Source organism: Corynebacterium sp. TAE3-ERU16, from assembly GCF_019209935.1.
Taxonomy (GTDB): Bacteria; Actinomycetota; Actinomycetes; order Mycobacteriales; family Mycobacteriaceae; genus Corynebacterium; species Corynebacterium antarcticum.
Genome location: NZ_JAHUTN010000009.1, coordinates 65,841 through 90,346, shown reverse-complemented (window position 1 = coordinate 90,346; position 24,506 = coordinate 65,841). Strand labels below are relative to the sequence as shown.

The window sequence follows — 24,506 nt, the reverse complement described above, 5'->3', positions numbered from 1 at the left end:
CGGGTCACCGCGCCGACATCATCTCCACGGCGCGGCGGACGGCGGCGAGGTGGGGGGCGAGCAGTGCCACGGTCGCGACGTTGAACAGCTCGCGGTGGCGGTACCCGAACAGCAGTGACTGCAGGCCTGCGACCTCGCCGTCGACGAGCACGGGACCGCCCGAATCCCCGTAGACGACCTGGTCGCGTCCGGTGGGGAGGCAGATCGCCGCGTGCCGGACCCGGGTACGCAGATTCAGAGACAGGACGAACGGGACCTTCGCGAGCAGCAGACCCCGCCTCGGCGGGGCCGTCAGCCTCCTGCCTCCGTAGCCGTAGGTGACGGTGGGAGAAAACACCGGTGGCACCGCGGAGGCGATGGGTGGCAGGGACAGGGCGGGCGCGGGCCGGGCGAGCTTCACGACCGCGATGTCGGTGCCCACGACCACCCGGGCGTCGGAAACGGTTCCCCGGAGCCCGGGACCCGAGACTCTGATCCCCGACGGCGGGTCGCCGGGTGTGAGGAAGTGGGCGGCGGTCAACGCGAACCGCACGGGCGACGGAATCGCCTGCGGGGTGACGTCCCCACCGTTGATCGCCGCGGTAATGATCTCCTGGGTCGTGAGAAGCCCGGAGCAGTGGCGCCCGCCCCGGTCCAGCCGGATGACGCCGGAAGCGCCGATAGATGGGTCCGAACCGGTCCCCGTCCGACTGAGGCTGTGTTCCACGCAGGTGATTCTACGTGTGTCCCCGGTGGCATGGAGCCCGCCACCGGCCCCCGCCCCCGTGAGATCGCCCCGGGTACCTATGATGGGGCCCATGACTTCGAGGGAGACCGCAACCACCGGAAACATCCACAGCGACCGTTGCGCCGCGATCCTGGAGCACATGCGTAGAGAGGACATGTCGGCCATGATCCTCGGGACCGGACCCGATCTCGAGTTCTTCACCGGCCTGGACATCAGCTCCCACGAGCGCCTCACCGCACTCGTCATCCAGGCGGACGGCGACGACTTCCTGATCGCCCCCGCGGTGGACGCCGGCAGAGCCGTGCGTGAACGGACCGCGGAGATCGGTGTCCGGCTGATCCCGTGGCAGGACGGGCAGTCACCCTATGAACTGATCGTCCGCAACCTCGTCCTGCCGGAGATCACGGAAGGTGAATTCGCGGGCCGGGGAGTCGGCCTCGGTGCCTCCCTCACCGCCGATCACGTTCTGAGCATCCAGGACGGTCTCGCGGAACTCGACCACGGCTGCGTGTTGGCCGGACCGGTCATCGACCAGCTGCGGATGGTGAAGACCGATCACGAGATCGAGGAACTCGCCGCAGCGGGAGCCGCCATCGACCGTGTCCACGCCCGGGTTCCGGAGCTTCTCCAACCCGGCCGGACGGAGGCGGAGATCGCCGAGGAGATCACCGCGATGATCCTCGAGGAGGGGCACGTCTCCGTCGACTTCGTGATCGTCGGCTCCGGTCCGAACGGCGCCGATCCGCACCACAGCTTCTCCGACCGGAAGCTCCGGACCGGCGAGCTCGTCGTCGTCGACATCGGGGGAGCACTGCCCAGCGGGTACCGCTCCGACTGCACCCGCACCTATCTCGTCGCCGATTCGGATCCCCAGGTGATCACCGAGCGGGTCCTCGACATGTACCGGGTCCTGGAGAAGGCCCAGGCCGCCGCGGTGAAGGCGGTACGCCCCGGCGTCACCGCCGGGGAGATCGACCGGGTGGCCCGGGACGCGATCGCCGCCGCCGGATACGGGGCGCAGTTCATCCACCGGACCGGTCACGGAATCGGGCTCACCACCCACGAGGCTCCGTCGATCTCGTCCGGCTCCGATACGGTTCTCCAGCCGGGCATGGCGTTCTCCGTCGAGCCGGGCATCTACTTCACCGGAGACGTCGGTGCCCGGATCGAGGACATCGTCGTGGTCACGGACGACGGCGTGCGTCTCCTCAACAACCGTCCGCGGAGCCTGTTCTGGTGAGTTCCGGATCCGTGCTCCTGCTGGGAGGTCGCAGCGACATCGGCGTTCATCTGGCCGAACGTCTCGTCGCCGGACGCGAGGTGGTGCTCGCCGCCCGCGACATCTCCGCCCTGGACGACGCGGAACAGCGGATGCGTGCCGCCGGTGCCACGTCCGTCCACCGGATCGAGTTCGACGCCACCGACCTCGGCCGCCACCGGGCGGCCGTCGAGCGGGCCGTCCGGCTCGCCGGTACCCCGGCGCACGCGATCGTCGCGTTCGGTGTCCTCGGTGATCAGCGCCGCGCGGAGCACGATGAGGCCCATGCCGCCCATATCGCGACGGTGGACTACACCGCTCAGGTGTCCGTGTTGACCGTGCTGGCGGATCTGCTCACGGAGGCGGCGACCGCGGAACACCCGGCGACCATAGTCGCCTTCTCCTCGGTGGCGGGTTGGCGCGCCCGCCGCGCCAACTACGTGTACGGGTCGACGAAGGCCGGCCTCGACGCGTTCTGCCAGGGGCTGACCGACCGACTCCACGGTGGTCCGGTCAGGCTGATCACCGCCCGCCCCGGATTCGTCATCGGACGCATGACCGAGGGCATGGATCCCGCACCGATGTCGGTCACCTCGGCGGAGGTCGCCGACGCGATCGCCCGGGAGATCCGGTCTCAGGAGAGGGGTGGGAGAGTCCGCTCCATCACCCTGTGGATCCCGCGCCGACTGGAGGTTCTCGCCCGGGTGATGCGGCTCGTTCCCCGCCCGGTGTGGCGCCGGATGCCCCGGTGATCGACCCGGTAGGATGACGCCACATGACCAACTCCGCCACCGGTGACCGCGCCGCGACCGACAGCGGTGTCTCGCACCCGGAAGCGTTTCTCGCGAGCGTGGTCGGGATCAGTGCCGCGGGTATGGGAGATCTGCCAGCGACCTCCCTCGATCGGTTGCGTGCGGCCGATGTGGTGATCGGTTCCTGGCGGCAGCTCAACCTCATCGACGGGGAGATCACCGCGGAACGCCGACCGTGGCCGTCCCCGCTGCTGCCGTCGATCGAGCCTCTGTTCGAGGAGTTCTCGGGCCGGCGCATCGTGGTACTCGGCTCGGGTGACCCGATGTTCCACGGGATCGGCACGACACTGACCAGGATCTTCGGTCCCGGAAACATCGAGGTGCTCCCCCTCGCATCGTCGGTGTCGCTGGCCTGCGCCCACCTGGGCTGGCCGTTGAACGACACCCCTGTGGTCAGTCTGGTGACCCGTCCGGTGTCGGCCGTCATCCCGCTGCTGGATCAGGGCAGGAGGTTCCTCATCCTCGGCCGTGACGAGACCACACCGGGTGAGGTGTCCACGCTGCTCGCCGCCCGGGGGCACGGTGGGGCGAAGGTCCATGTCCTGAGCGACCTGGGTGGGCCGGACGCCCACACCCAGAGCTACCGCGCGGCAGCCGCGGAACCTCCGCGCAGCGCCCTGAACGTGATCGCCGTCGTTCCGGCCGGACCACCCGGAAGGAGCCTGCTCCCGGGTCTGCCGGACGACTCCTACGACACCGATGAGGGGCAGCTCACGAAGGCGGATGTCCGCGCCTGGACCGTCTGCGCACTCGCACCACGCCCGGGGGAGCGTCTCTGGGACATCGGCGGTGGCGCCGGATCCGTCGCCATCGAATGGTTGCGCAGCACCCCCGGCACCAGCGCCGTCGCCTTCGAAAGGGCCGAACACCGCAGGAGGACCATGACGGACAACGCCCGTAACCTCGGCGTGGAGCACCTCGAGGTGCTGGGTGACGCACCGCGTTCCTTCGGGGAGGCTGACACGGATCCCGACGTCATCTTCATCGGCGGTGGCCTCACCGCCCCCGGTCTCGCGGAAGCCGCGTGGTCGCGGCTGAAGCCGGGCGGGAGACTCGTGGCCAATGCCGTGACCGTCGAGTCCGAACGGGAGCTCTGGCGGCTCCGCGGCCGCTTCGGTGGCCGGATCACCCGCATCCAGGTCGACTCGGAGACGTCGATCGGTGGCTTCACCGCCCTGCGGCCCGCGCTGCCCGTGACGCAGTGGAGGGCCACGAAGCAGGTACCCGAATCAACTGAACAAGGGGAGAACCACACACCATGACCGTCTACTTCATCGGCGCCGGCCCCGGTGCCGCCGATCTCCTCACCCTCCGGGCGGACCGCCTGATCCGTTCGTGCGGGGTCTGCCTGTACGCGGGCAGCATCGTTCCCGAGGAGGTTCTCGAGCACTGCCCGGATGCTGCCGAGGTGATCAACACCGCCCGGATGCCGCTGGACGAGATCATGGCCGTGATCCGGCGGGCCGACGCGAGCGGTCTCGACGTCGCCCGGCTCCACTCCGGGGATCCGTCGGTGTACTCGGCCCTCGCCGAGCAGGCCCGCCGCCTGACCGCCGCCGGAATCGACTACGAGATCGTTCCGGGGGTCCCGTCCTTCGCCGCCGCGGCGGCGGCACTCGGACACGAGCTCACCGTGCCCACCGTCGGCCAGACCGTGATCCTCACCCGGGTCAGCGGTCGTGCCTCCGCGATGCCCGAGGGCGAGGATCTCGCGACCCTCGGTGCGTCCCGCGCGACGTTGTGCATCCATCTCGCGGCGCACGACATCGACCGCGTCGTCGGGGAGCTCACCCCGAGCTACGGGGCTGACTGCCCTGTCGCGGTCGTCGCCTACGCCAGCCGTCCGGAGGAGCGGATCGTGCGTGGACGGCTGGGCGACATCGCCGGAGCGGTGCAGGAGGCCGGGATCAGCCGGACCGCCGTGATCATCGTCGGGGAGGTACTCGGGGCGGAGGGCTTCCCCGACAGCTACCTCTACTCCGATGACCGGCCACGCGACGCGGAAGGACGGACGATACCGTGCGTGCACTGATTCTCGGTGGAACCTCGGAGGGACGGGAACTCGCCGCCCTGATGTCCACCCGCGGATGGCTCGTGACCAGTTCACTCGCGGGCCGGGTCGCCAGCCCGAGGCTGCCGGTGGGGGAGGTCCGCATCGGGGGGTTCGGTGGGCCCGCCGGCCTCGCCCGCTGGCTGATCGACCAGGGTGTGGAGGTCGTCATCGATGCCACCCATCCCTTCGCCGAACGGATATCGATCTCCGCGGCGGAGGCCACCCGGGCCACCGGGGTGCCCCTGATCGCGCTGCACCGACCGGCGTGGGAGCCGGTCGCACGGGACAAGTGGCGGATGGTCGACACGATGGAGGAGGCCGCGCGGATCACGGAGCGGGACTACCACCACATCCTGCTCACCATCGGCCGCCAGCAGCTCGCCCCCTTCGCCCACGACGATCTCAACCTCTACGTGATCCGCTGCGTGGACAGACCCGATGCCCCGCTTCCCGCCCGGCACCGGGTGATCCTCGACCGCGGACCGTTCACGGTGGCGGCGGAGAAGAAGCTCATGCGGGACAACCAGATCGACTGTGTCGTCACCAAGAACTCCGGTGGCGAGCACACGCGGCCGAAGCTCGACGCCGCACGCGAACTGGGTATCGACGTCGTGATGGTGCGCCGCCCGGAGTTGCCCGGCGGCGGTCGGATCACCGTGGTGCACACCGCGGAGGCGGCCTTCAACGCCGCGATGGAGCTCTAGGGTGCGGTCAGCTGTCCGTAGCCGTCAACGATGATGGCCGCGAACTCGGCGAACCGTCTGCGGGACTGCGCCAGCTGCTCGGCACCGGCGGGGGAGAGGTGGTAGACCTTCCTGCCAGGGCCGCTCTCACCGGGCTCCCACGTTGACGTGGCCAGTCCATCGTCCTCGAGCCGGTTGAGGACCGGATAGAGGGCCGCACCCTTGACCGGGTTCAGTCCCCGTTCCACTAGTCGCTCGGCGAGCCCGTAGCCGTGGCCGGGGGAGAGCTCCATCTCACCGAGCAGCAGCAGGGGCAGTGTCACACGTTGCCAGGCGGCGAACTCCCGGTCGGAACGGTCACCCATCGTCTCCTCCCCTCGGCGTGGGCAGACCCGCGTCCACCCAGAGTTTCGGGACCGCCAGGGCGAGGCCGGCGAACAGAATCACTCCCATCACGACAGGGAACGTCTCTCCGCTCCGCATCACTCTGACGGCCACCAGGGTGATGAACGCGTACTGGAGCAGCCGCCAGCGGCTGCGACTCCGCAGTGATCTCTCCTGCCCTCCGGTACGGGCCGCGGCAATGGCGGGTGACCCGAACTCCTCCTGCGGGGTTTCTCCCCGGGACAGCGAGTGGTCGGCGAGCTGGCGGGCCTCCTGTCCGGCACGTGAGCGGCTGTACCCGTAGTTGCTGCGCAGCAGCGTGCCGTAGCGGGACACCCACTGCCCGGGGTCATCGCAGGTGTCCCGCTCGTGGTCGGGAAGGACGCCGTCGTCCGGGGTGATCCACCAGCTCAGGGCGACTAGCCCGAGACCGACAGCCGGGACGAGGACGGAAGGGACGGCAATCACCGGTACCGGATCCGTCGAGGCCGTCATCACGCCGGTACCGATGACGCCGGCGACGGTGCCGAGAGCACCGACCCGGAAGCCGGTGGTCCGGCCGCTGGCGTGACTGAGGATGGCGAGGTGCAGTGCCGTGAGACTGACGGTGAACCCGATCGCCAGCACGATCATTCTGGTGCTCAGCGTGAAGGTCCATCCCACGGTCAATAGCCAGAGTGAGGCCAACAGGACGAGGAGTCCGGCCTGCATGGCCACGCCCGACAGCAGATTCCGCCACGTCAGTCCGGCCGTTTCCGGTGCGAAGGGGTAGGTGGCGACGGTTTCCCGCGCGGCCTCGCGTGGTGTGGACCATGACTCGTCGTCCGGGGCGACGGCGGCGCTGATCATTGCGTTCCGCATGGTGTCGGTCTCCCGGGCGAGGGCATCCCGGTCGAGCCTGCCGCTCACGACGAGATGGAAACGGTACGCCGCGATCCAGTCGGACTGTGCCGCGGTCAGATCGTCAGGCATGAATGGTTCTCCTGTCTTTTTCGTAGGGCGCTCCGAAGGTCACAGACCAGACTAGATAGATTTTCTATCTAGTCAAGCGTCCGGTGTCCCGGACCGGGGTACGCCGTCCCCGGGAGCCGGTGGTTCCCACCCCGCGACCGGAGATGGTGAACGTGGTCGGTGTGAGCTGAGTGGACCGCTCCCGGTGGGAAGATCGAACGGCACCGGGGAAGTGAAGGCCGCGACGGAGATCGGTTCGCGGGCGTGTCCGGAGCGCCGCGCAGGCAGGCGGGCGGGCGCTACCCGGAGAGAAGTCATCTCTCTCCGGAACCGGGGACCCCACGGACCGGGAGACGGAATCTGGCCTCCGGGTTGCGGTGGGTCTCCCGGGATCAACCACGGAAGGCCCGCCACGGGCCCCGGCGTTCGGGGAGGAACCGGGGCACCTCAGCCGTAACGGCGTGAGGTGAATACCCGCGGCCCATCGGGCCCCTCGTAGACCTTCGTCGTCGATGCCCCGATGATGAGCATCGTCCGCATGTCGACCACGTCCGGATCGAAGTCGGCGAGGGTGGTCACCGTGACACTCTCCCGGTCGGAACCGACGGCACGGGCGACGATGACCGGGGTTTCGGGGCCCTGGTGTTCCAGCACGATGTCCCGTAGCTCCGCCACCTGGCGCCGCCTTGTTCTCGATGCCGGGTTGTACACGGCGAAGGCCATGTCCGCCCCGGCGAGGGCGTGCACCCGACGGGCGATGACCTCCCACGGTTTCAACCGGTCGGACAGGGAGATCATCCCGAAGTCGTGGCCGAGCGGAGCACCGACCCGGGAGGCGACGGCCTGCGCCGCGGTCATTCCGGGAACAACCCTGACGGTGACATCCCGCCATGCGTCGTCGTCCGCGGTCTCGAGAACCGCGGCCGCCATGGCGAACACACCCGGATCGCCGGAACTGACGACGGCGACCCTCCTGCCCCTGGCCGCGAGATCGAGCGCCATGGCGGCGCGCTCCGCCTCGACCTTGTTGTCGGAGAGGTGGCGGCGCTGCCCGGCCCGCTCCGGAACGCGGTTGATGTAGGTGGAATAGCCGACGAGGTCCTCCGCGAGCCCCAGCTCGCGGGAGACCTCGGGGGTGGTCCAGTCGGGATCACCCGGGCCCAGTCCCACGACGACGACCTCACCCGCGCCCGTCAGCGCCGACCGGCCGGCCGCCTCCGACGACGCGGCGCAGACGCCATCCCGGTGGGAGGGGACGACGGCGACCGCGAAATACGGCACCTCGGTCACCTCGGTCGCCGGGAGGGAGTCCTGTCCCGCCATGCCGATACGGGACACGACGTACGTCCGGTCGAGGACACCGGCGCGGTCGAGGGCCCGCCGGACCTTCGGCCAGGTCCTCCCCAGCTTCATCACCACGGCTGTGTCCGTGTCCCGGAGCCGCCTCGACAGTTCCTCCTCATCGAGTGTTCCGGGGAGAACGGTGAGCACCTCGTCATCCTCGGCGAGCGGGCGGGCGAGGACGTCCGCGGCCGCGGTGATCGAGGTGACCCCGGGAATGATCCGGGCGGCACGGGTACCGGGGAGATCAGCGAGCATCCGGTGGAGATGCTGGTAGGAGCTGTAGAGCATCGGATCCCCCAGCGCGAGCACGACCACGTCGCGGCCCGCGTCCAGGTGTCCGGCGAGGCGCTGTACGGCCTCCACGTAGAACTCCGCCAGTGCTCCCGCATACCCGCCCGGATGGGTGGTGTCCCCGGTGGTGACGGGATAGGAGAGCAGTTCATGGATCTGTCCCTCGTGCAGGTACGGCTCGGCGGCCGCACGGGCGGCGGACGCGCCACCCGGCTTCGCGTGGTACGCCACGACGTCCGCGGCGCCGATCGCCCGGGCGGCGGCGACGGTGAGCAGCTCCGGATCCCCGGGGCCGACGCCGACGCCGGTGAGGGACCCTCCTTCGGCGGCCATCTACATGATCTCCCGGGAATCGGCGAGCGCGTTGACCGCGGCACAGGTGATGGCGGATCCGCCCCGTCGACCGTGGACAGTGAGGAACTCCGTACCGAGTGAGGACGCGTCATCCGCGAGCGCCTGCTTGGATTCGGCGGCGCCGATGAATCCGACGGGGACACCGAGAATCGCAGCCGGGCGGGGGAGACCGGGATCAGCCGCCAGCAGGTTGAGCAGGTGGAACAGTGCGGTCGGTGCGTTTCCGATGGCCACCACGGCGCCGTCGAGGACGGGGCGCCACAACTCGACGGCGGCGGCGGTCCGCGTTGTCCCGAGATCCCGGGCGAGCTCGGGGACGCGGGGATCCCCGAGCAGACAGATGACCTCGTTGTCCGCCGGGAGACGACGCCTCGTCACACCCGAGGCGACCATCTGGACATCCGTGAGGACGGGGGCACCGGACTGCAACGCATGGCGCGCGGCGGGGATGAGGTCGGCGGACATGGCGATGTCGCCCGCGAGGTCAACCTCACCGGCGGCGTGGATCATCCGGACGGCCACCGTGGCCTGCTCGGGGTCGAAGGCCGAGAGGTCAGCCTCGTTGCGGATGGTGGCGAAGGAACGGCGGTAGATCTCGGCACCGTCGGTGATGTATTGATGCATGGTGTCCCATTCTACGTTCCGGGGGTGTCAGTTCCTCCCGTCCCTGCGACCGATCTCGTATTCACCCTCACCGACCGCGAGATAGTCCGTGTACGGCCTGTCCACGGGATGCCCGCAGCGGCGCTCGCATCCGGAGAAGTGGACGTGGTCGTCGGGGGCGACGGGGACGCGGTGTTCCCGGACGGCGGCCACCGCATCGGCCCGCGTGTCGGACGCGGATTTGTCGCATCCGGTGGACCCGGTGCAGGCGGAGACCTCGAGCCACGGGGAGTCCGCGTCGAAGATGAGCCCCATGGGGGCGAGTACCTTCACCACGACCTCCGCGGACGCGGTGTCCAGCCCCTCGATGATCACAGAGCGCCAGCAGGTGACCTGGGTCGGCCGACCGATGGTCGCGATCATCCGGGCGAGAGCCGTGTCCAGTGCTCCGAACCTGAGTCCGGCCGCAAGGCTGACCGTCCCGTCCGGGCGGTCGATCCAACCGATCGGCGGATCCGGTTTCCCGACGGGAACCGCCGGCGCGGGGACGCCACGGGCGAGGCCCGATCCGGTGAGGTCCGCGGCGATGTCGGATGCGGCACCGGGTTGCTCGTCGATGCGCCAGGCCTTCCCGCGGCGCGCGGCCCACAGAGCGGCCGCCCGGGCAAGTGCCCGGGCCGTGTCCCCGGGGCGGGTCGCTGCGTCGACGGGCGAGCCACCGAGGATCAGATGGTGGAGCTCGGGCCCGGGCAGCACGCCGATGTCGGGATGCCGGGACGCGATCAGTCCGCTCCCGTCATCGATACCGAACAGCGTCCGCCCGGACAGCCGGGCCGTGGTCGGATCCTCCAGCAGCAGCTGGTCGAGCTGTTCTACGAGCGGAACGAGTTCGGGGGAGAGGGGGGCCGCGATGATGTTGCGGATCCGGTCGTGCGCGATGCTCGGCAGCAGGCCCGCCGCGTCCACCGCCCCTGTGAATCCCGCGGCGTTCTCCTCGGAGATTCCGCGCACCTGGAGGTTTCCGCGGGTCGTAAGGTGGATCATCCCGTCACCGTAGCGGTCGGAGAGGTCCGCGAGAGTCTCCCACTTCCCGGGATCCAGGTAACCCCCCGGCACCCGGATCCGGCCGATCCGACCATCCGCGGCACGGTGCATGTGCACCGCACCCGGACAGGCGTCGGGACGACCACGGTCGCCGAGACTCCGGGAGTTCTCCACCGTGTGTCCGGCGGTTGATGATGCCCTGGATTCCACGCTCATGCTCACCAGTCTAGGACCCGGCACGCCCCGGGCGGCAGCCGCGCCGCCGCGGTCCGGCCACCCGGGGACTCCGGGGGTTCCGGGCCACGCCCGTCGTTAAGGTGGACACATGCCTTCCCGTCTCGTGTCTCCCCGCCTGCGCACGGTCGCATCCGTGCTGCTCCGCACCGTGATGCCTGTGACGGTCGACGTGGTGCGGAGCCAGGTGGCCAGGTGGATGAGCGGTGAGCGGGCCGCCATCCGGTATCCGGAACGCAGGCGTGTTCCGGGATCGGTTGCCGATACCGCGCCCGGCTCGGTCCTGTCGGCGGAGCCGGTGCAGGTTCTCGGTGCGGGCAGCCGACTGAACCCGGCCACGGCCACCGCATTCTGCTACGCCACGAGGGACTCGTCGGGCCGTGTGATTCCCGCGACCGGGGTTCTGCTGCGCTCCCGACGGCTCACCGCCGACCACGCGGGACCCCGGCCGCTGATTGCGTTCGCCCCCTCGACTCAGGGCGTGGCGCGGCACTGCGATCCGTCGGTCAGCTGCACCGTGGGACTGGATCTTTTCCTGCGCCCGCCGGTGGACTGCATCATCGCCTACGAGCTCCCGGTTCTTCTCGCGCTGGTGGCCTCGGGTTTCCATGTCGTATTCATCGACTACCCCCGTGACGAGGTGACCGGTGTCCAGTACTACGGGGACAACATCGCCGGCGGTCAGGCGCTCGCGGACGCAGTGCGGGCCGCGGTCGGGCTCGGGGTCTCACCGCGGGCACCTCTGGGCCTGTGGGGTTTCTCCCAGGGGGGTGGAGCGGTCGGGTGGCTGGCGGAGAATCCCGGCTACGCCCCCGACGTCATCCCCCGGGCCGCGGTCGTCGGTTCACCGCCGTCCGATCTCGGCGCGGTGTTGGGCCATGTCGACGGCGGCCTGATCACCGGAGCGCTCGCCTACGCGGTGGCGGGACTGATGGTCAGCTCCGATGATCTCCGCAGGACGCTGTGGCCGCTGTTCAACGACCACGGTCGGGCGCAGATCCGGGCGAACACGGCGACGTGCGCCGGGGGGAGCATCGTCACCTCCGCGTGGGCGTCGACACGGAGATGGACGGTGTCGGGTCTGTCACTCGCGGAGCTGGCGGAGTCGCTGCCCGTGGTCCGACGGGCACTGCGCCGCCAGCTGCTCGGGAAACGGCGTCCCTCCTGCCCGGTGCTGCTGTGGGGGTCCGCGAACGACGACGTCATACCCGTCGGGCAGGTCCGGGAGGTGGCCCGCCACTGGGCCGGTGCAGGGGGGGACGTCTCCTACCGGGAATCGGTGATGCCGAGGTTCCCGGGCCGCACGACCCTCAACCACTTCCTCCCCTACTACCTCCGGTTACCCCGCAACATCGTGTGGTTGCTGTCCGCTCTGCGGTAGGCTGACCGCAGACACAGCCCGATTTTACGTACCCCCGAACGCGTTGCACCGCAGGCAGCGCAGGCAAGGACCTCTCCACCGTGATTCTGCTTCTCTCCACCTCCGACACCGACCTGTTGTCCGCGAAGTCCGCGAATGAGCGCAGCGAGGTGGAGTACCGCTTCGCCAACCCGAACGGCCTGTCCACCGGGATGCTCGATGAGCACCTCGCCGGTGCCGATCTGGTGATCGTGCGGCTGCTGGGCGGTAGGCGCGCGTGGGAGGAGGGCCTCGACCACATCCTGCGCAGCGGGGTGCCGGCGGTCGTGGTGTCGGGTGAACTCGCCGTCGACGCCGAACTCACCGAGCTGTCCACCGTCCCCGCGGGTGTGGTCACCCAGGCGCACACCTATCTCGCCGAGGGGGGAGCGGACAACCTGCACCAGCTGCACAACTTCCTCTCCGACACGGTGCTGCTCACCGGACTCGGCTTCGACGAGCCGGTCCGGATGCCGTTCTGGGGGCACCTGGACCGCCCGGAGTTCTCCGGACCGGCCGACGCACCGCGGGTGGCGATCCTCTACTACCGGGCGCAGCATCTCGCCGGCAACGTGGACTACATCCACGGTCTGGCCGACGCGATCGAGAACCTCGGCGTGCGCGCCGTACCGATCTACTCCGCCTCCCTGCGTACCGCGCCGGATGACCTGCTCACCGAGCTGGCGGACATGGACGTGCTGATCACCACGGTGCTCGCCGCCGGTGGCACGAAGCCCGCGACCGCACAGGCGGGGGAGCAGGACGAGGCGTGGGATGTGGCGGCACTCGCCGCCCTCGATGTCCCCATCATCCAGGGGCTCGCGCTGACCAATCCGCGCGCCCGGTGGGAGGAGTCCGACGACGGACTCTCACCGCTCGACGTCGCCACCCAGGTCGCGGTGCCGGAGTTCGACGGCCGGATCATCGCCGTTCCCTTCTCCTTCAAGGAGTACGACGCGGACGGCCTGATCTCCTACGTCCCCGACCACGAGCGCTGCGCCCGGCTCGCCGGGATCGCCTGCCGCTTCGCCCGGCTGCGGCATCTCGACAACGCGGAGAAGAAGATAGTCGTCATGCTGTCGGCGTACCCGACGAAGCACGCCCGGATCGGCAACGCGGTGGGCCTCGACACCCCGGTGTCCACCCTCAGGGTGCTGCACGCCATGGCCGAGGCCGGCTACGACCTGGGTGACACCTCGGAGATCCCCGGATACGACGATCTCGACGGCGACGCCTTCATGCACGCCATCATCGCCGCCGGCGGACACGACCCCGAGTGGCTCACAGACGAGGTGCTCGCCAACAATCCGCTCAAGCTGTCGAGGCAGGACTACCTCGACTACTTCGAGACCCTCCCGGAGGGCATGCGCGAGGAGATGACCGAGCACTGGGGCGAGGCACCCGGAACGCACTACGTCAACCCCGCCACCGGTGAGCTGTACGTCGCGGGACTCGTCTTCGGCAATGTCGTCGTCATGGTGCAGCCGCCCCGCGGCTTCGGTGACAACCCGGTCGGCATCTACCACGACCCGGACCTGCCGGCGAACCACCACTACCTCGGGACATACCACTGGCTCCGTCACGTCTTCGGCGCGGACGCCATCGTGCACATGGGCAAGCACGGCAACATGGAGTGGCTGCCCGGCAAGACCGTCGGCATGTCCGCGGACTGCTACACCGACCAGGCGATCGCCGACATGCCGCTGATCTACCCGTTCCTCGTGAACGACCCGGGTGAGGGGAGCCAGGCGAAGCGCCGCGCCCACGCCACCCTCATCGACCACATGATCCCTCCGATGGCCCGCGCGGAGTCCTACGGCGACATCACCCGGCTCGAGCAGCTGCTCGACGAGCACCAGAACATCTCGGCGATGGATCCTGCGAAACTGCCCGCCATCCGACAGGAGATCTGGACCCTGCTCACCGCCGCGAAGATGGACCAGGACCTCGGCTGGGAGCAGCGCCCGGACGAGGAGGTCTTCGATGACATGCTCATGCACATCGACGGCTGGCTCTGCGAGATCAAGGACGTCGCGATTCGCGGTGGCCTGCACATCCTCGGCGGGGACATCTCCGGCGAGATGCGCATCGAACTCGTCCTGGCGATGCTCCGCGCCCGCCAGCTCTGGGGTGGCGAGCGCAGCGTCCCGGGACTGCGGGAGGCGCTCGGCCTGTCCGAGGCGGGCGACGAGACGCGGACGCGTGTGGACACGGTAGAGGAGGTCGCGCACGGGATCCTCACCCGCCTCGACGAACTCGGCTGGGACGTCGAGCAGGTCGACTCCGTGCTCGACGGGACCCCCATGCCCGACACCGCGGACCGCGACACGGTCGCCGCGATCATGCGTTTCGCGTGCACCGAGATCGTTCCCCGGCTCGCCCAGACCCCGCGCGAGATCACCCAGATCCTGCACGCACTCGACGGCGGCTTCATCGACGCCGGCCCCTCGGGTTCCCCGATGCGCGGCCTGATCAACGTCCTGCCCACCGGCCGGAACTTCTACTCCGTCGACCCGAAGTCACTGCCCAGCCGCCTCGCCTGGGAGACCGGCCAGCTGCTCGCCGACTCGCTGATCGACCGCTACCGGGACGATCATGACGGCGCCTACCCGACGTCCGTCGGGCTGTCGGTGTGGGGAACCTCCGCGATGCGCACCTCCGGCGACGACATCGCCGAGGTGTTCGCCCTCCTCGGTGTCCGACCGGTCTGGGACGAGGCCTCCCGCCGGGTCACGGACCTCGAGATCATCGGTCTGGAGGAACTGGGCCGCCCGCGCATCGACACCACCGTCCGTATCTCCGGGTTCTTCCGCGACGCGTTCCCGCACGTCCTGGCACTGCTCGACGACGCGGTGCAGATGGTCAAGAACCTCGACGAGCCGGATGAGAGCAACTACGTACGGGCCCACGCACGTGCCGACGGCACCCTCGACGAGCACACCCGCCGGATCTTCGGCTCCAAGCCCGGGACCTACGGCGCCGGTCTGCTCCAGCTCATCGAGTCCGGTGCCTGGCGAGACGACGCCGATCTCGCCGAGGTCTACACCTCCTGGGGCGGGTACGCCTACGGGCGCGGCATAGAGGGAGTCGAGGCCGCCGAAGACATGCGCACCGCCTACCGGCGGATCCAGGTCGCGGCGAAGAACGTCGACTCCGCGGAGCACGACATCGCCGACTCCGACGACTACTTCCAGTACCACGGCGGCATGGTCGCGACGGTCCGTGCACTCACCGGAAACGACCCCGAGGCCTACATCGGTGACTCCCGCCGCCAGGAGACCGTCCGGACCCGTACGCTCCACGAGGAGTCCCGCCGCGTGTTCCGCGCCCGCGTGGTCAACCCGCGTTGGATCGAGGCCATGCGGAAGCACGGCTACAAGGGCGCCTTCGAGATGTCGGCCACCGTGGACTACCTCTTCGGCTACGACGCCACGACCAACCTGATGGACGACTGGATGTACGAGACACTGACGGACACCTACGTCCGGGACGAGGTCAACCGCGAGTTCTTCCGCCAGTCGAATCCCTGGGCGCTCCGGGACATCTCCGAGCGGCTCATCGAGGCCGCCGACCGCGGGCTGTGGGAGGAACCCTCCGAGGAGGCCATGGAGCTGCTGCGGGAGACGTTCATCGAGACGGAAGGTGAACTGGAGGATCGGCAATAGCCTCCGTCCACGGGGGTGAGCCGGTACACTCGGGCGGGTGCCTATCTTCATCGCCATCCCGTACATCCTGACCGAGACCCTCGCCTTCTGGCTGGTCGCCAGATGGCTGGGGGTCGGCTGGGCGCTCCTTCTGCTCCTGCTGTTCTTCTTCGGCGGACTGCTGCTCGCCGCCGTCGAGATGCGCCGGATCGCGCTGAAGCTCTCCCAGGGGCGCGTGGGTGCGGGCCGCGGGGCCGGTGACTACGGTCTCGTCGCCGCCGGTACCCTCGGCGTGGCGATGCCGGGGTTCATCACCACGATCGTCGGTCTCCTGCTGATCATCCCGCCCACGAGGTCGGTCGTACGCGGAATACTTGCGCGCAAGATGCGCCGCAAGATCGAGGATCTCGGTGTTCGTGGATTCGAGGCGGCCAACCGGTACCGGCAGACCACCAGCTACGGAACGTTCGTCGTCGACCACGACCCGTCGCAGGGTTCCACCACCTCTGCACCGGACGATCAGGAGATCCAGCGCTGGAGCAGCGAGGTCACCCCGGAGGACTTCCTGGATGACCGCGGGGACGAAGGGGACGGAGCCTCCGGCGACACCCGCCCACGCGGCTGATACGTCGGTCGATGAGCTCTCTCGTCCGCCTGCTGCTCGCACTGCTCAGCGGCGTTTTGGTCTACTCCTCCTACGAGCCCCTCGGCTGGTGGCCCGCGGCCCCGGTCGGGATGGCGCTCCTCTATGTCGCGTTGGCCCCCTGGGAGCGCGGGATCCTGGCCTCCGCACCCCGGCTGCGCACCGGTGTATTCCTCGCCTTCAGCCATTCGGTCGTGCTCTACCTGCTGCTCCTGCCGTGGATCGGTGAGCTCGTCGGGACATTCCCCTACGTGGCTCTCGCCGTCACCGAATCCCTGTACGCGATCGCCCTCGGTGCCGGTGTCACGGCGGCCGCGCGCCTCCGCTGCGGTCCCGCCGTCTACCCATTCATGGCTGTGGCCGTCGAATGGCTGCGCAGTTCCTGGCCCTTCGGTGGCTTCGCGTGGGTCCGCCTCGCCTGGGGACAGGTCGACGGTCCACTACGCTTCCTCGCCCCCGTCGGGGGACCTGCCCTGGTCACCTTCGGGGTGGTGATGGTCGCGGCCGGAGCGGCCACACTGATCCTCCGTGGCGGGCGGTACCGGGCGCTCACGCTGATCGCCGTTCCCGCGGTCGCCGCCGCGGGCTCCTGGGTCGCCGCTCCCGGAGCGGACGCGGACACCGGCCGGATCACCGTCGCCGCGGTGCAGGGAAATGTCCCGCGACTCGGTCTCGATTTCAACGCGCAACGCCGGGCCGTCCTGGCGAACCACACCCGGGTCACGGAAACCATCGGGGAACCTGTCGATCTGGTCGTCTGGCCCGAGAACTCCGCCGACGTCAACCCCTTCGCCGACGCTCAGGCGCGCAAGCTCGTGGACGAAGCGGTGAGCTCGGCCGGCGCGCCCGTCCTCGTGGGGACACTCACCACGGACGATGTCGGCGACCGCAACACCGTCGTCGTCTTCGATCCCGTCACCGGCCCGGGGGAGTGGCACCACAAGAAGTACCTCCAGCCGTTCGGGGAGTGGATGCCCTACCGGGAGCTGCTCCGTCCCCTGTCCCCGTACGTCGACCGGGCCGGTGACTACAAGCCGGGCGACGGGGACGGCGTCGTGCACGTCCGTGTCCCCGCCACCGGCGAGATGATCGGCGTCGGAGTGGCCACGTGTTACGAGGTCGCCTTCGATGCGGCCGGCCGGGACGCGGTCGGGGCCGGTGCCCGTATCCTGACCACCCCGACGAACAACGCGACGTTCGGTTTCTCCGACATGACATACCAGCAGCTGGCCATGTCGCGGATGCGGGCCCTGGAGCTCGACCGTGCGGTCGTCGTCGCCGCCACATCGGGTGTGTCAGCCATCATCCACCCCGACGGTCACGTCGCCTCGAGTACGAGGATCTTCACCCCGGCCGTACTCACCGACACTCTTCCACTCCGCGACCGGCTCACGTTCGCGGCCCGCCACGGTTCCTGGATCGAGGTGACGCTGGGTATAATTGGGTGGATATGCCTGTTCGTCGTGCTCGTCACCGGGAGAACCGGGCGAAAGACCGGGCCCCGACGCAGGAGCCAGCCACACCGAGGAGAATGACTCACCCATGTCGAAACCCAGCGACGCAACTCTGGTCATCATCCCGACCTACAACGAGCGGGAGAATCTTCCCCTGATCACCGGTCGGGTCCGTTCCGCGACGCCTGAGGTTGACATCCTCGTCGTCGACGACGCCAGCCCGGACGGGACCGGAGAGCTCGCCGACGAGATCGCCTCCGCGGATCCCCGGATCCACGTCCTGCACCGCAACGGCAAGGGCGGTCTCTGCGGTGCGTACGTCGAGGGATTCCGCTGGGGTCTGGAACGCGACTACCGCGTCCTGTGCGAGATGGACGCCGACGGGTCACACGCCCCCGAGCAGCTGCACCTCCTCCTGGATCAGGTCGACGCCGGTGCAGATCTGGTCATCGGTTCCCGGTACGTCGACGGCGGGAAGGTGGTCAACTGGCCGAAGCAGCGGTGGGTGCTGTCGAAGGGCGGCAACATCTACATCTCGCTGGCCCTCGGCGCGGGACTCAGCGACATGACCGCCGGTTACCGCGCGTACCGACGCGAACTGATCGAGTCCCTCGATCTGGACGAGCTGTCGAACGCCGGGTACATCTTCCAGGTGGACCTGGCGTGGCGGGCGGTACGGGAGGGCTTCGACGTCCGGGAGGTCCCGATCACCTTCACCGAACGCGAGATCGGCGAGTCCAAACTGGACGGCAGCTTCGTCAAGGATTCCCTCGCGCAGGTCACCGCGTGGGGTGTGGCGCACCGCAGGGAGCAGCTCTCCGCCATCGTGGAGGAAGTGAAGAAGGAGATCGCGTTCCGCCGTCGCAAGCGGCGCCGCAGCTGATCCCCTCTGCCGGAGTGCTTCCCCGGTACAGCTCCAGGTTTTCCGTCGGGTCGGGACGCGTCTCGGCCTGTGGTCCCGACCACCATGTCGGTGCGCCGCCGGGGGGGGGGAGTGGCACCACATCACGAGCAGATCAGCTGTTCCACCGAGTACGGAACGGCACCTGTCCGTGTACATGTCCGGCTCATGCCATGACGCCTCCACACCGATGAGGCTCGCCGTGGACTCCGGCCGTTCCGGATGACGGGAGGGCAGGACCTCCGTTGCTCCTGCACCACACAGCCTGCGAGAGAAGGGGAGGAGCATCCCCGTTCCACCGATGACTAGGGCACGGATCGGGGGCAGGTCCACGGACCGGGCCTTTATGTGCACTCGGGTGACGAAAACGGACCGCCACGATCAGATCAGTGGTGATCGACGTGACGGTCCGTTCCGGTGTGAAGGGCTGGGAATCAGGCCCCGTTCTTCTTCGCTTCCTCCTGCTGCTGCTTCAGCAGGCGAGCGGCGTTGCGGCGGCGCTTGCGGAGAAGCTCGATCCGCTCCTCGAGAAGCTCGTCGAGTTCCTCGATGGAACGACGCTCACGGAGCATGTCCCAGTGGGTCCGCGGAGGTTTGGTGGGCTTGGCTTCGACACCCTCACCCTCCATCAGGGTGCCCATCTGACCGTTCTTGCACATCCAGGTGCCGGGAATTTCCGCGTCATGCGCGAACGGAACCTCGAAGACGTCCCCGTCATCGGTGCGGTACTTCACCAGTTGGCGCGGCGCGAGGTCGTGGTCGCGGTCGGTCTCGTAGCTCACGGCGCCCATGCGGCTACCGCGGAGAACACGATCTGCCATAGAAGTATCAGTCCTTTACTGTGCGAAATACTGGTTAACAGCCATGTTCAGCCGGATGATCCCCTGTGTGAGGCGGTTGCCGTCCGTGTCATCCGTGGTGCAGCGACCGCCGGAACCGGTTGAATCCGGTGGCCGGCGGGTGGTACGTACCCTCTGTTCCTTCGCGCTGCTCCGGATCGACGGACGGAACGGCTGTTCATCCACACCACTATAGCCCTTGATCGCGCCGCACGACCACCACAGTTGACCGGCCACCTCTTCAACCGACCGTCCGGACCAGACACCCGGGTCCGGGGTGATTGTTGATGATGCGGCCGGGAAGGCCCTAAGGTTGGGGGAGTGAGTGAGGAAGCGATCGCCAGGCGCCAGGCGACATGCCAATGGTGCCAGGGCCCTGTTCCCGAACAGGGCCGGGGACGACCGCGGAAGTACTGCAGCCATTCGTGTAGGCAGCGCGCCTACGAACAGCGTTCGCGGGTGTCCGGCACCTCGATACCCGAGGACGCGGTCATCATGCGTCCGGAGAAGGCGGAGCGTCTCAGCGACCTGCTCTTCGAGCTCCGTTGTGCCGCGGAGGACGTCGCCACCGCCGCGGAGGAGAATTCCCCCGCGGAGGAGATCCGCGAACTCTGCGCGGAGCTCGTCACGCTGGCACGCCGCGCGGAACACCTTCGCTAACTTCGCACGTCGAGAACACCGGAAGAGGACACATGGAAACCCTCAAGAAGCCGTTCGTGGCTCTCACCGTCATCGCCATCATCGTGATTTCCCTGGCGAGCGTCGGACCGCTGGTGTACAAACTCATCACCAACCCCGGCATCCGTACCGGTGGCATCAACGCGGAGAACGCTGTTCCCGCGACGACCGATGTCGACGGCCACTGGAATCTCGTTCCGGGCTCCGGGGCGAACACGACCGGCGTCGGCTTCACCTTCAACGAGGTGCTTCCGGGCGAGCGCAAGAGTACCTCGGGAAGCACATACCAGGTGACGGGCTTCCTCGACGTGAGCGACGGACAACTCACCGACGGAGAGGTTGTCGCGGATGCCACGACGATCAAAACGGACATCGAGAAGCGCGACATCAATGTACGGAGGAGCATCCTGCACACCGACGATTTCCCGACGGCCACATTCCAGGTGAAGGGGCCGATCGATCTCGCGGATGTTCCCGACGACGGTACGGTGTCGAGCGCCGAGGTTCCCGGCGTCCTCACGCTCCACGGAACCTCCCGCGACGTGACACCCACGCTGGACATCCTCCGCACCGGTGAGCGGGTCATCGTAGCCGGGGTTCTCACCGTCGACAGGACCGACTACAACATCTATCCGCCGGAGTTCGTTGCGGCGACCATCGCCGAAGAAGGCGAGATCAACATCCGTCTCATCTTCGAGAAGTGAGGTAGATCACCATGGCCCACCGTATGATCCCGATGCTCTGGTTCCGCATCATCATTCTGATCGGTTTTCTGGGGTACACGGCGTACTCGCAGATGTGGCTGCTCGCAGGTATCGGCGTCGTTCTCCTCGTCCTCACCGGACTCCAGTTGCGAACGGCCCAGAGCACGCGGGACAGCATCCGCTCCGCGAACAACGGATCCGGTGGGAAGGATCCGGGTAAATCGTCTCGGCGAGGATGATCGGACGCACACCCTTGAGCACCCCCTTTTTGTCACAAGTGACAAAAAGGGGGTGCTCTTCCATACCGTGCGTGCGGAGCGGCAGGGTGGCCGGAACACCGCCGGACCACCCCCATACACCGACCGACCCCGTCCGTGAGGGGCGGACGCGTTCCGGTACGGCAACCGGATGTGGCGACCTCGGGACAACCCGGTGCGACCAATTCGACCGGGCGGTCACGGATCACCCGTCAACCACGGGTCCGGAATGCCGCGCGGGGCGGGACCACACGCCCGGCGCCACGGGAGTTCCGGGAGCGGGGCCGGACCGCCGATACGGCGCCCGGTACCCGGAGACGCCCACGGGGGAAGTACCGCGGATCAACAGTTGTCCGATAATGTACATTATGTCACTTAGTACCGGGACGTCGCCTCAATCCTCTCCGCTCGCCACCAGGCCCGCCCCCCCTCTCCGCCGGATAATCCCTGGATCAACCACTGACCAGAGATTCCGTGAGCGCCCAGACTCCCGACCGCGTCCCATCCCGCGGCGATGTCGACAGACACTCGCCAGGCACCCGGTCGAGGACGGATCGAGCGTGCCGCCCATCGAGCGGCCCCGTCAACACACGCGCACCGACCCCCTCCACCGAGATCCATCACCTCCGGGGCGAGGCACTCGGCCCGGACACCGTCCTCCGCCCTTTGGCGCATCCGGAGGTTCCACGTCGCTGCACGCCCCGGCCTGAGCATCGGAGTGCTTAATTTACCGCTACATTCGCAACTCAAATGCAGTGGCGGACAATTCGGACAACACATCCAATTGCGCCACCTCATCCAATTGTCCCAATAACAGAATCAACCGGGCCTTTCCCGGAGAACGACAGCGAGCGGAGGCCGGATCCACGATCGAAACAAGGCACGCACCAGTTATTTCATCGATCACCCTGGAATCACCCCGGCGGACACGGTCGCGTTTTGCGAATACGCCCGCCTACCTCACCGGCTGTTCATTCAGGCCTAGATACCTTCCAGCACTATTCAGCGACCGGTATTTTTGTACAATCAGCATCCCCTGGAGGTCCGGAGTTGACTCCTCGACCATTTCCGGCCTGACATTGACCGCACTAGAGCTTTCGGCACTTCTTGGTGGGCGGTCAAGCACGAGCACGGAACCTTCCGGGAAATGAGGATCGGCCGCTCGCAGATGAAACGAAGAGTTCGTTTCCGTTTTCACAGCGGTTGGTGGGTGTGAACCCAAGCAGCGGGTTGCCCTTCCGGTCACACATTTCTTCAGGGATCGGTTTTATCGATCTTCTCCCTTACTGGCCAGGCCCGGAGTAACTTTTTTTCACGCTCGACGTTGCAGATATCAGCACTGTCAGATAAGGATTGATCGACACATCAGACAGAATCTAACAGAGAACCGAAAATTTTACGCAGGTATTTTCCGTAGAAAAGGCAGCACCGCTTAGCCTGATTTACCGCTACCCGACGATTCCCTTGAGGACCTTTTTACCTGGCTGGGAGTTCACGCATTGGACCCGCCCCTCTCTCACCAGATAGGGCAAATCAACGGGTAGCGTCAAGGCCCGGGAAACATGACGGAAATACCCCACTTCCCCACGCCCCCCCCTGCTCCGTCGGTTACCCAACGCCAGGTGGTTTGCCGTCTCTGCCGGTGATCAGGCAATTCGAACACGGAAGCTCAGCAGCGATGGGACGCGAAGTGCGTCAGAGACTCAGGCTGCATGTCATGGTCGCGGCGGGCGATGATCGCTTCGCGGAGGATGCGGCGGTGATGAGGGTCGCTTCCGCGGCATGCCCGCATCACGGAGGTGTGCTGGTTCATCACCTTCACGCGTGTTCGTATTCCACGCGGGCGCCACAACTGTCGAAACAACAAGACCAAGAGTTAACAACGGGAGTAGCCCGCCGCGCTTCACAATAATTTCCACCTTCCGGACGACACTAGGTATACAAAGTACCCACTTGTAGTTATTTCTAAGACGCGACAGCACGACTGCGATACAGTAAACTCAAGCACCATGACAGAGAAATTTCACTATAACCGAAATGTTCTCCATGCCCGTCACCTCACCAGGCCAGCAACCCTGCCCTCAGCACCATCCTAGCCACTAGATAGATCATCCATACAGGACACCGCTCCACTTCCCAGCGGCCCCACTCCAGACGATATCGGGTGCTACAACATCTGCGAAGGTGGTATGATCTACTGGCCACCACAGTGCGGAGACACTTCATATTCAGAGCATTAAGACAAGTTGCAGGGAATAGCACTGTCTTGCAGAAATTGGACCTGATCACAGGCCAACAGGGATCAAAAGTTACGCGATTAGACTCTCTTACCTACTACAAGGAGTAAAATGCGCATTCTAAAAGGTAAGTCAGTGATCGCTGCAGGCGCAGCCCGCCTGATCACATTCCTCCCAACTACTGCCGCAGCCCAATCGTCTAGCGCTGCCTTGCTTCCCGCCTCCCCGAAAAGCTCTGTCGCCCAGCCCGTCGACCAGAACGAGACATGCTCCCAGAACAGTTCAGAAACCAAAAGTAATAAACAGCAAATTCTAGACTCTGCGCAGGAAGAGTACGAAACTTTCGATCTACAAGAAGAGATTGCGAAAGATCCCGTTCAATATCAGGAAAACATTTCTATCATTGAAAATTCTTCAGCGCTAGTCGAACATTTTAATAAGTACTCTGATTTTTCAATGGAGGACAGGCAGCGTCTTGCAGCTAGCACCCCCACGGTCGTCGTACAAGAAATAGCGACGAATCTAGAGGGAAAAGTGCTCCTACTCCATCCATCTACAGGTTCACCGGAAGTTGTGCCACAGGACGAGGCCGATAAGTACGATAACTTTCCGTCACTTCAAAAAGACCCCTGCTGGAAGAGCTATGTAGGAGCATGCACCGCAGCGGTAGTCAATGGATTCTATTGCGGTCTTGGCGGACCAATTACCATGACGGCATGTACTATCGGAGTTGCTGCAGGCGGTACTCATGTTGACTGGAATAGATACCGTTAGGGTCAGAGCACAATGAAAAGGTTCCTAATATTCACAACAATACTTGTAACACCAGCCTTAGTACTTTACCTCTTGTTTGATTTTTTCAACATAGGGTATGGGGACTCCCGGATTGTTGTGAGTCTAAGCTTCGGCCTTGTTCAATCGGCATACTTCTTGCTTAGATTCCCTATTAACAAACGCAACAGAGCGCGGACGGAAGAAGCCAAAAAATAGCCCCCTCCCTTCCATTCCTGAC

Annotated in this window: 21 protein-coding genes; 14 read left to right on the top strand and 7 right to left on the bottom strand. The window is 66.8% G+C overall.

What is annotated here, in order from left to right; translation table 11 throughout:
- Window positions 1–4: 4 nt before the first annotated feature.
- The gene (locus KRX55_RS09860) at window positions 5–706 is read right to left on the bottom strand and encodes a trypsin-like serine protease (RefSeq protein ID WP_218407560.1); all 702 of its coding nucleotides are present in this window, start codon (window positions 704–706) and stop codon (window positions 5–7) included.
- 91 nt (window positions 707–797) lie between these two features.
- Between KRX55_RS09860 and KRX55_RS09855 the strand changes: the two genes are divergently transcribed.
- From KRX55_RS09855 to KRX55_RS09835, 5 genes are read left to right on the top strand one after another with little or no spacing between them, the layout of a single operon-like run.
- Complete coding sequence (locus KRX55_RS09855) at window positions 798–1,967, top strand: M24 family metallopeptidase (RefSeq protein WP_218407559.1); 1,170 nt, start codon at window positions 798–800, stop codon at window positions 1,965–1,967.
- On the top strand, window positions 1,964–2,737 hold the full coding sequence (locus KRX55_RS09850; RefSeq protein ID WP_218407558.1) for an SDR family oxidoreductase: 774 nt from the start codon (window positions 1,964–1,966) through the stop codon (window positions 2,735–2,737). The genes KRX55_RS09855 and KRX55_RS09850 overlap by 4 nt, the downstream gene beginning before the upstream one ends.
- 23 nt (window positions 2,738–2,760) lie before the next feature.
- On the top strand, window positions 2,761–4,059 hold the full coding sequence (gene cbiE / locus KRX55_RS09845; RefSeq protein ID WP_218407557.1) for a precorrin-6y C5,15-methyltransferase (decarboxylating) subunit CbiE: 1,299 nt from the start codon (window positions 2,761–2,763) through the stop codon (window positions 4,057–4,059).
- Window positions 4,056–4,829 (top strand): precorrin-4 C(11)-methyltransferase, encoded by a 774-nt coding sequence (gene cobM, locus KRX55_RS09840; RefSeq protein WP_218407556.1) that lies wholly within the window; start codon window positions 4,056–4,058, stop codon window positions 4,827–4,829. The genes cbiE and cobM overlap by 4 nt, the downstream gene beginning before the upstream one ends.
- Window positions 4,817–5,554 (top strand): cobalt-precorrin-6A reductase, encoded by a 738-nt coding sequence (locus tag KRX55_RS09835; protein ID WP_218407555.1) that lies wholly within the window; start codon window positions 4,817–4,819, stop codon window positions 5,552–5,554. The genes cobM and KRX55_RS09835 overlap by 13 nt, the downstream gene beginning before the upstream one ends.
- On the opposite strand, the gene KRX55_RS09830 is transcribed toward KRX55_RS09835, so the two are convergent.
- From KRX55_RS09830 to KRX55_RS09810, 5 genes are all read right to left on the bottom strand, one after another.
- The gene (locus KRX55_RS09830; protein ID WP_218407554.1) at window positions 5,551–5,898 is read right to left on the bottom strand and encodes a PadR family transcriptional regulator; all 348 of its coding nucleotides are present in this window, start codon (window positions 5,896–5,898) and stop codon (window positions 5,551–5,553) included. The genes KRX55_RS09835 and KRX55_RS09830 overlap by 4 nt on opposite strands.
- Window positions 5,891–6,889 carry a hypothetical protein gene (locus tag KRX55_RS09825; protein ID WP_218407553.1) on the bottom strand — a complete coding sequence of 333 codons (999 nt, stop codon included), beginning with the start codon at window positions 6,887–6,889 and terminating at the stop codon, window positions 5,891–5,893. The genes KRX55_RS09830 and KRX55_RS09825 overlap by 8 nt, the downstream gene beginning before the upstream one ends.
- Window positions 6,890–7,315: 426 nt before the next feature.
- The gene (gene cobJ, locus KRX55_RS09820; RefSeq protein WP_218407552.1) at window positions 7,316–8,836 is read right to left on the bottom strand and encodes a precorrin-3B C(17)-methyltransferase; all 1,521 of its coding nucleotides are present in this window, start codon (window positions 8,834–8,836) and stop codon (window positions 7,316–7,318) included.
- Window positions 8,837–9,481: a precorrin-8X methylmutase gene (locus KRX55_RS09815; protein ID WP_218407551.1), complete on the bottom strand. Its 645-nt coding sequence runs from the start codon at window positions 9,479–9,481 to the stop codon at window positions 8,837–8,839.
- A 27-nt stretch (window positions 9,482–9,508) separates the two neighbouring features.
- Window positions 9,509–10,720 (bottom strand): nitrite/sulfite reductase, encoded by a 1,212-nt coding sequence (locus KRX55_RS09810; RefSeq protein ID WP_218407550.1) that lies wholly within the window; start codon window positions 10,718–10,720, stop codon window positions 9,509–9,511.
- Between the two features lie 109 nt (window positions 10,721–10,829).
- Between KRX55_RS09810 and KRX55_RS09805 the strand changes: the two genes are divergently transcribed.
- From KRX55_RS09805 to KRX55_RS09785, 5 genes are all read left to right on the top strand, one after another.
- Window positions 10,830–12,119 (top strand): lipase family protein, encoded by a 1,290-nt coding sequence (locus tag KRX55_RS09805; RefSeq protein WP_218407549.1) that lies wholly within the window; start codon window positions 10,830–10,832, stop codon window positions 12,117–12,119.
- Window positions 12,120–12,199: 80 nt separating this feature from the next.
- Window positions 12,200–15,802, top strand: coding sequence for a cobaltochelatase subunit CobN (gene cobN, locus KRX55_RS09800; RefSeq protein ID WP_218407548.1), 3,603 nt, complete (start codon window positions 12,200–12,202; stop codon window positions 15,800–15,802).
- A 37-nt stretch (window positions 15,803–15,839) separates the two neighbouring features.
- Window positions 15,840–16,406, top strand: coding sequence for an FxsA family protein (locus KRX55_RS09795; RefSeq protein WP_218407547.1), 567 nt, complete (start codon window positions 15,840–15,842; stop codon window positions 16,404–16,406).
- Window positions 16,407–16,417: 11 nt separating this feature from the next.
- Complete coding sequence (gene lnt / locus KRX55_RS09790) at window positions 16,418–17,959, top strand: apolipoprotein N-acyltransferase (protein WP_218407546.1); 1,542 nt, start codon at window positions 16,418–16,420, stop codon at window positions 17,957–17,959.
- Window positions 17,960–17,966: 7 nt separating this feature from the next.
- Entirely contained in the window at window positions 17,967–18,761 is a 795-nt protein-coding gene (locus KRX55_RS09785; RefSeq protein ID WP_218407545.1) for a polyprenol monophosphomannose synthase, read from the top strand.
- Between the two features lie 452 nt (window positions 18,762–19,213).
- Here the strand turns inward: KRX55_RS09785 and KRX55_RS09780 are convergent, their stop codons facing one another.
- Window positions 19,214–19,600, bottom strand: coding sequence for an RNA polymerase-binding protein RbpA (locus KRX55_RS09780; RefSeq protein WP_198737891.1), 387 nt, complete (start codon window positions 19,598–19,600; stop codon window positions 19,214–19,216).
- A gap of 339 nt (window positions 19,601–19,939) precedes the next feature.
- Between KRX55_RS09780 and KRX55_RS09775 the strand changes: the two genes are divergently transcribed.
- From KRX55_RS09775 to KRX55_RS09760, 4 genes are all read left to right on the top strand, one after another.
- Window positions 19,940–20,278, top strand: a complete 339-nt coding sequence (locus KRX55_RS09775; protein WP_370625820.1) for a hypothetical protein — start codon at window positions 19,940–19,942, stop codon at window positions 20,276–20,278.
- A gap of 32 nt (window positions 20,279–20,310) precedes the next feature.
- Window positions 20,311–21,000, top strand: a complete 690-nt coding sequence (locus KRX55_RS09770; RefSeq protein WP_218407544.1) for a YceI family protein — start codon at window positions 20,311–20,313, stop codon at window positions 20,998–21,000.
- 11 nt (window positions 21,001–21,011) lie between these two features.
- A complete protein-coding gene (locus tag KRX55_RS09765) occupies window positions 21,012–21,239 on the top strand; it encodes a hypothetical protein (RefSeq protein WP_218407543.1) in 228 nt (75 codons plus the stop codon).
- A 2,366-nt stretch (window positions 21,240–23,605) separates the two neighbouring features.
- Window positions 23,606–24,268, top strand: coding sequence for a hypothetical protein (locus KRX55_RS09760; protein ID WP_218407542.1), 663 nt, complete (start codon window positions 23,606–23,608; stop codon window positions 24,266–24,268).
- Window positions 24,269–24,506: the final 238 nt, after the last annotated feature.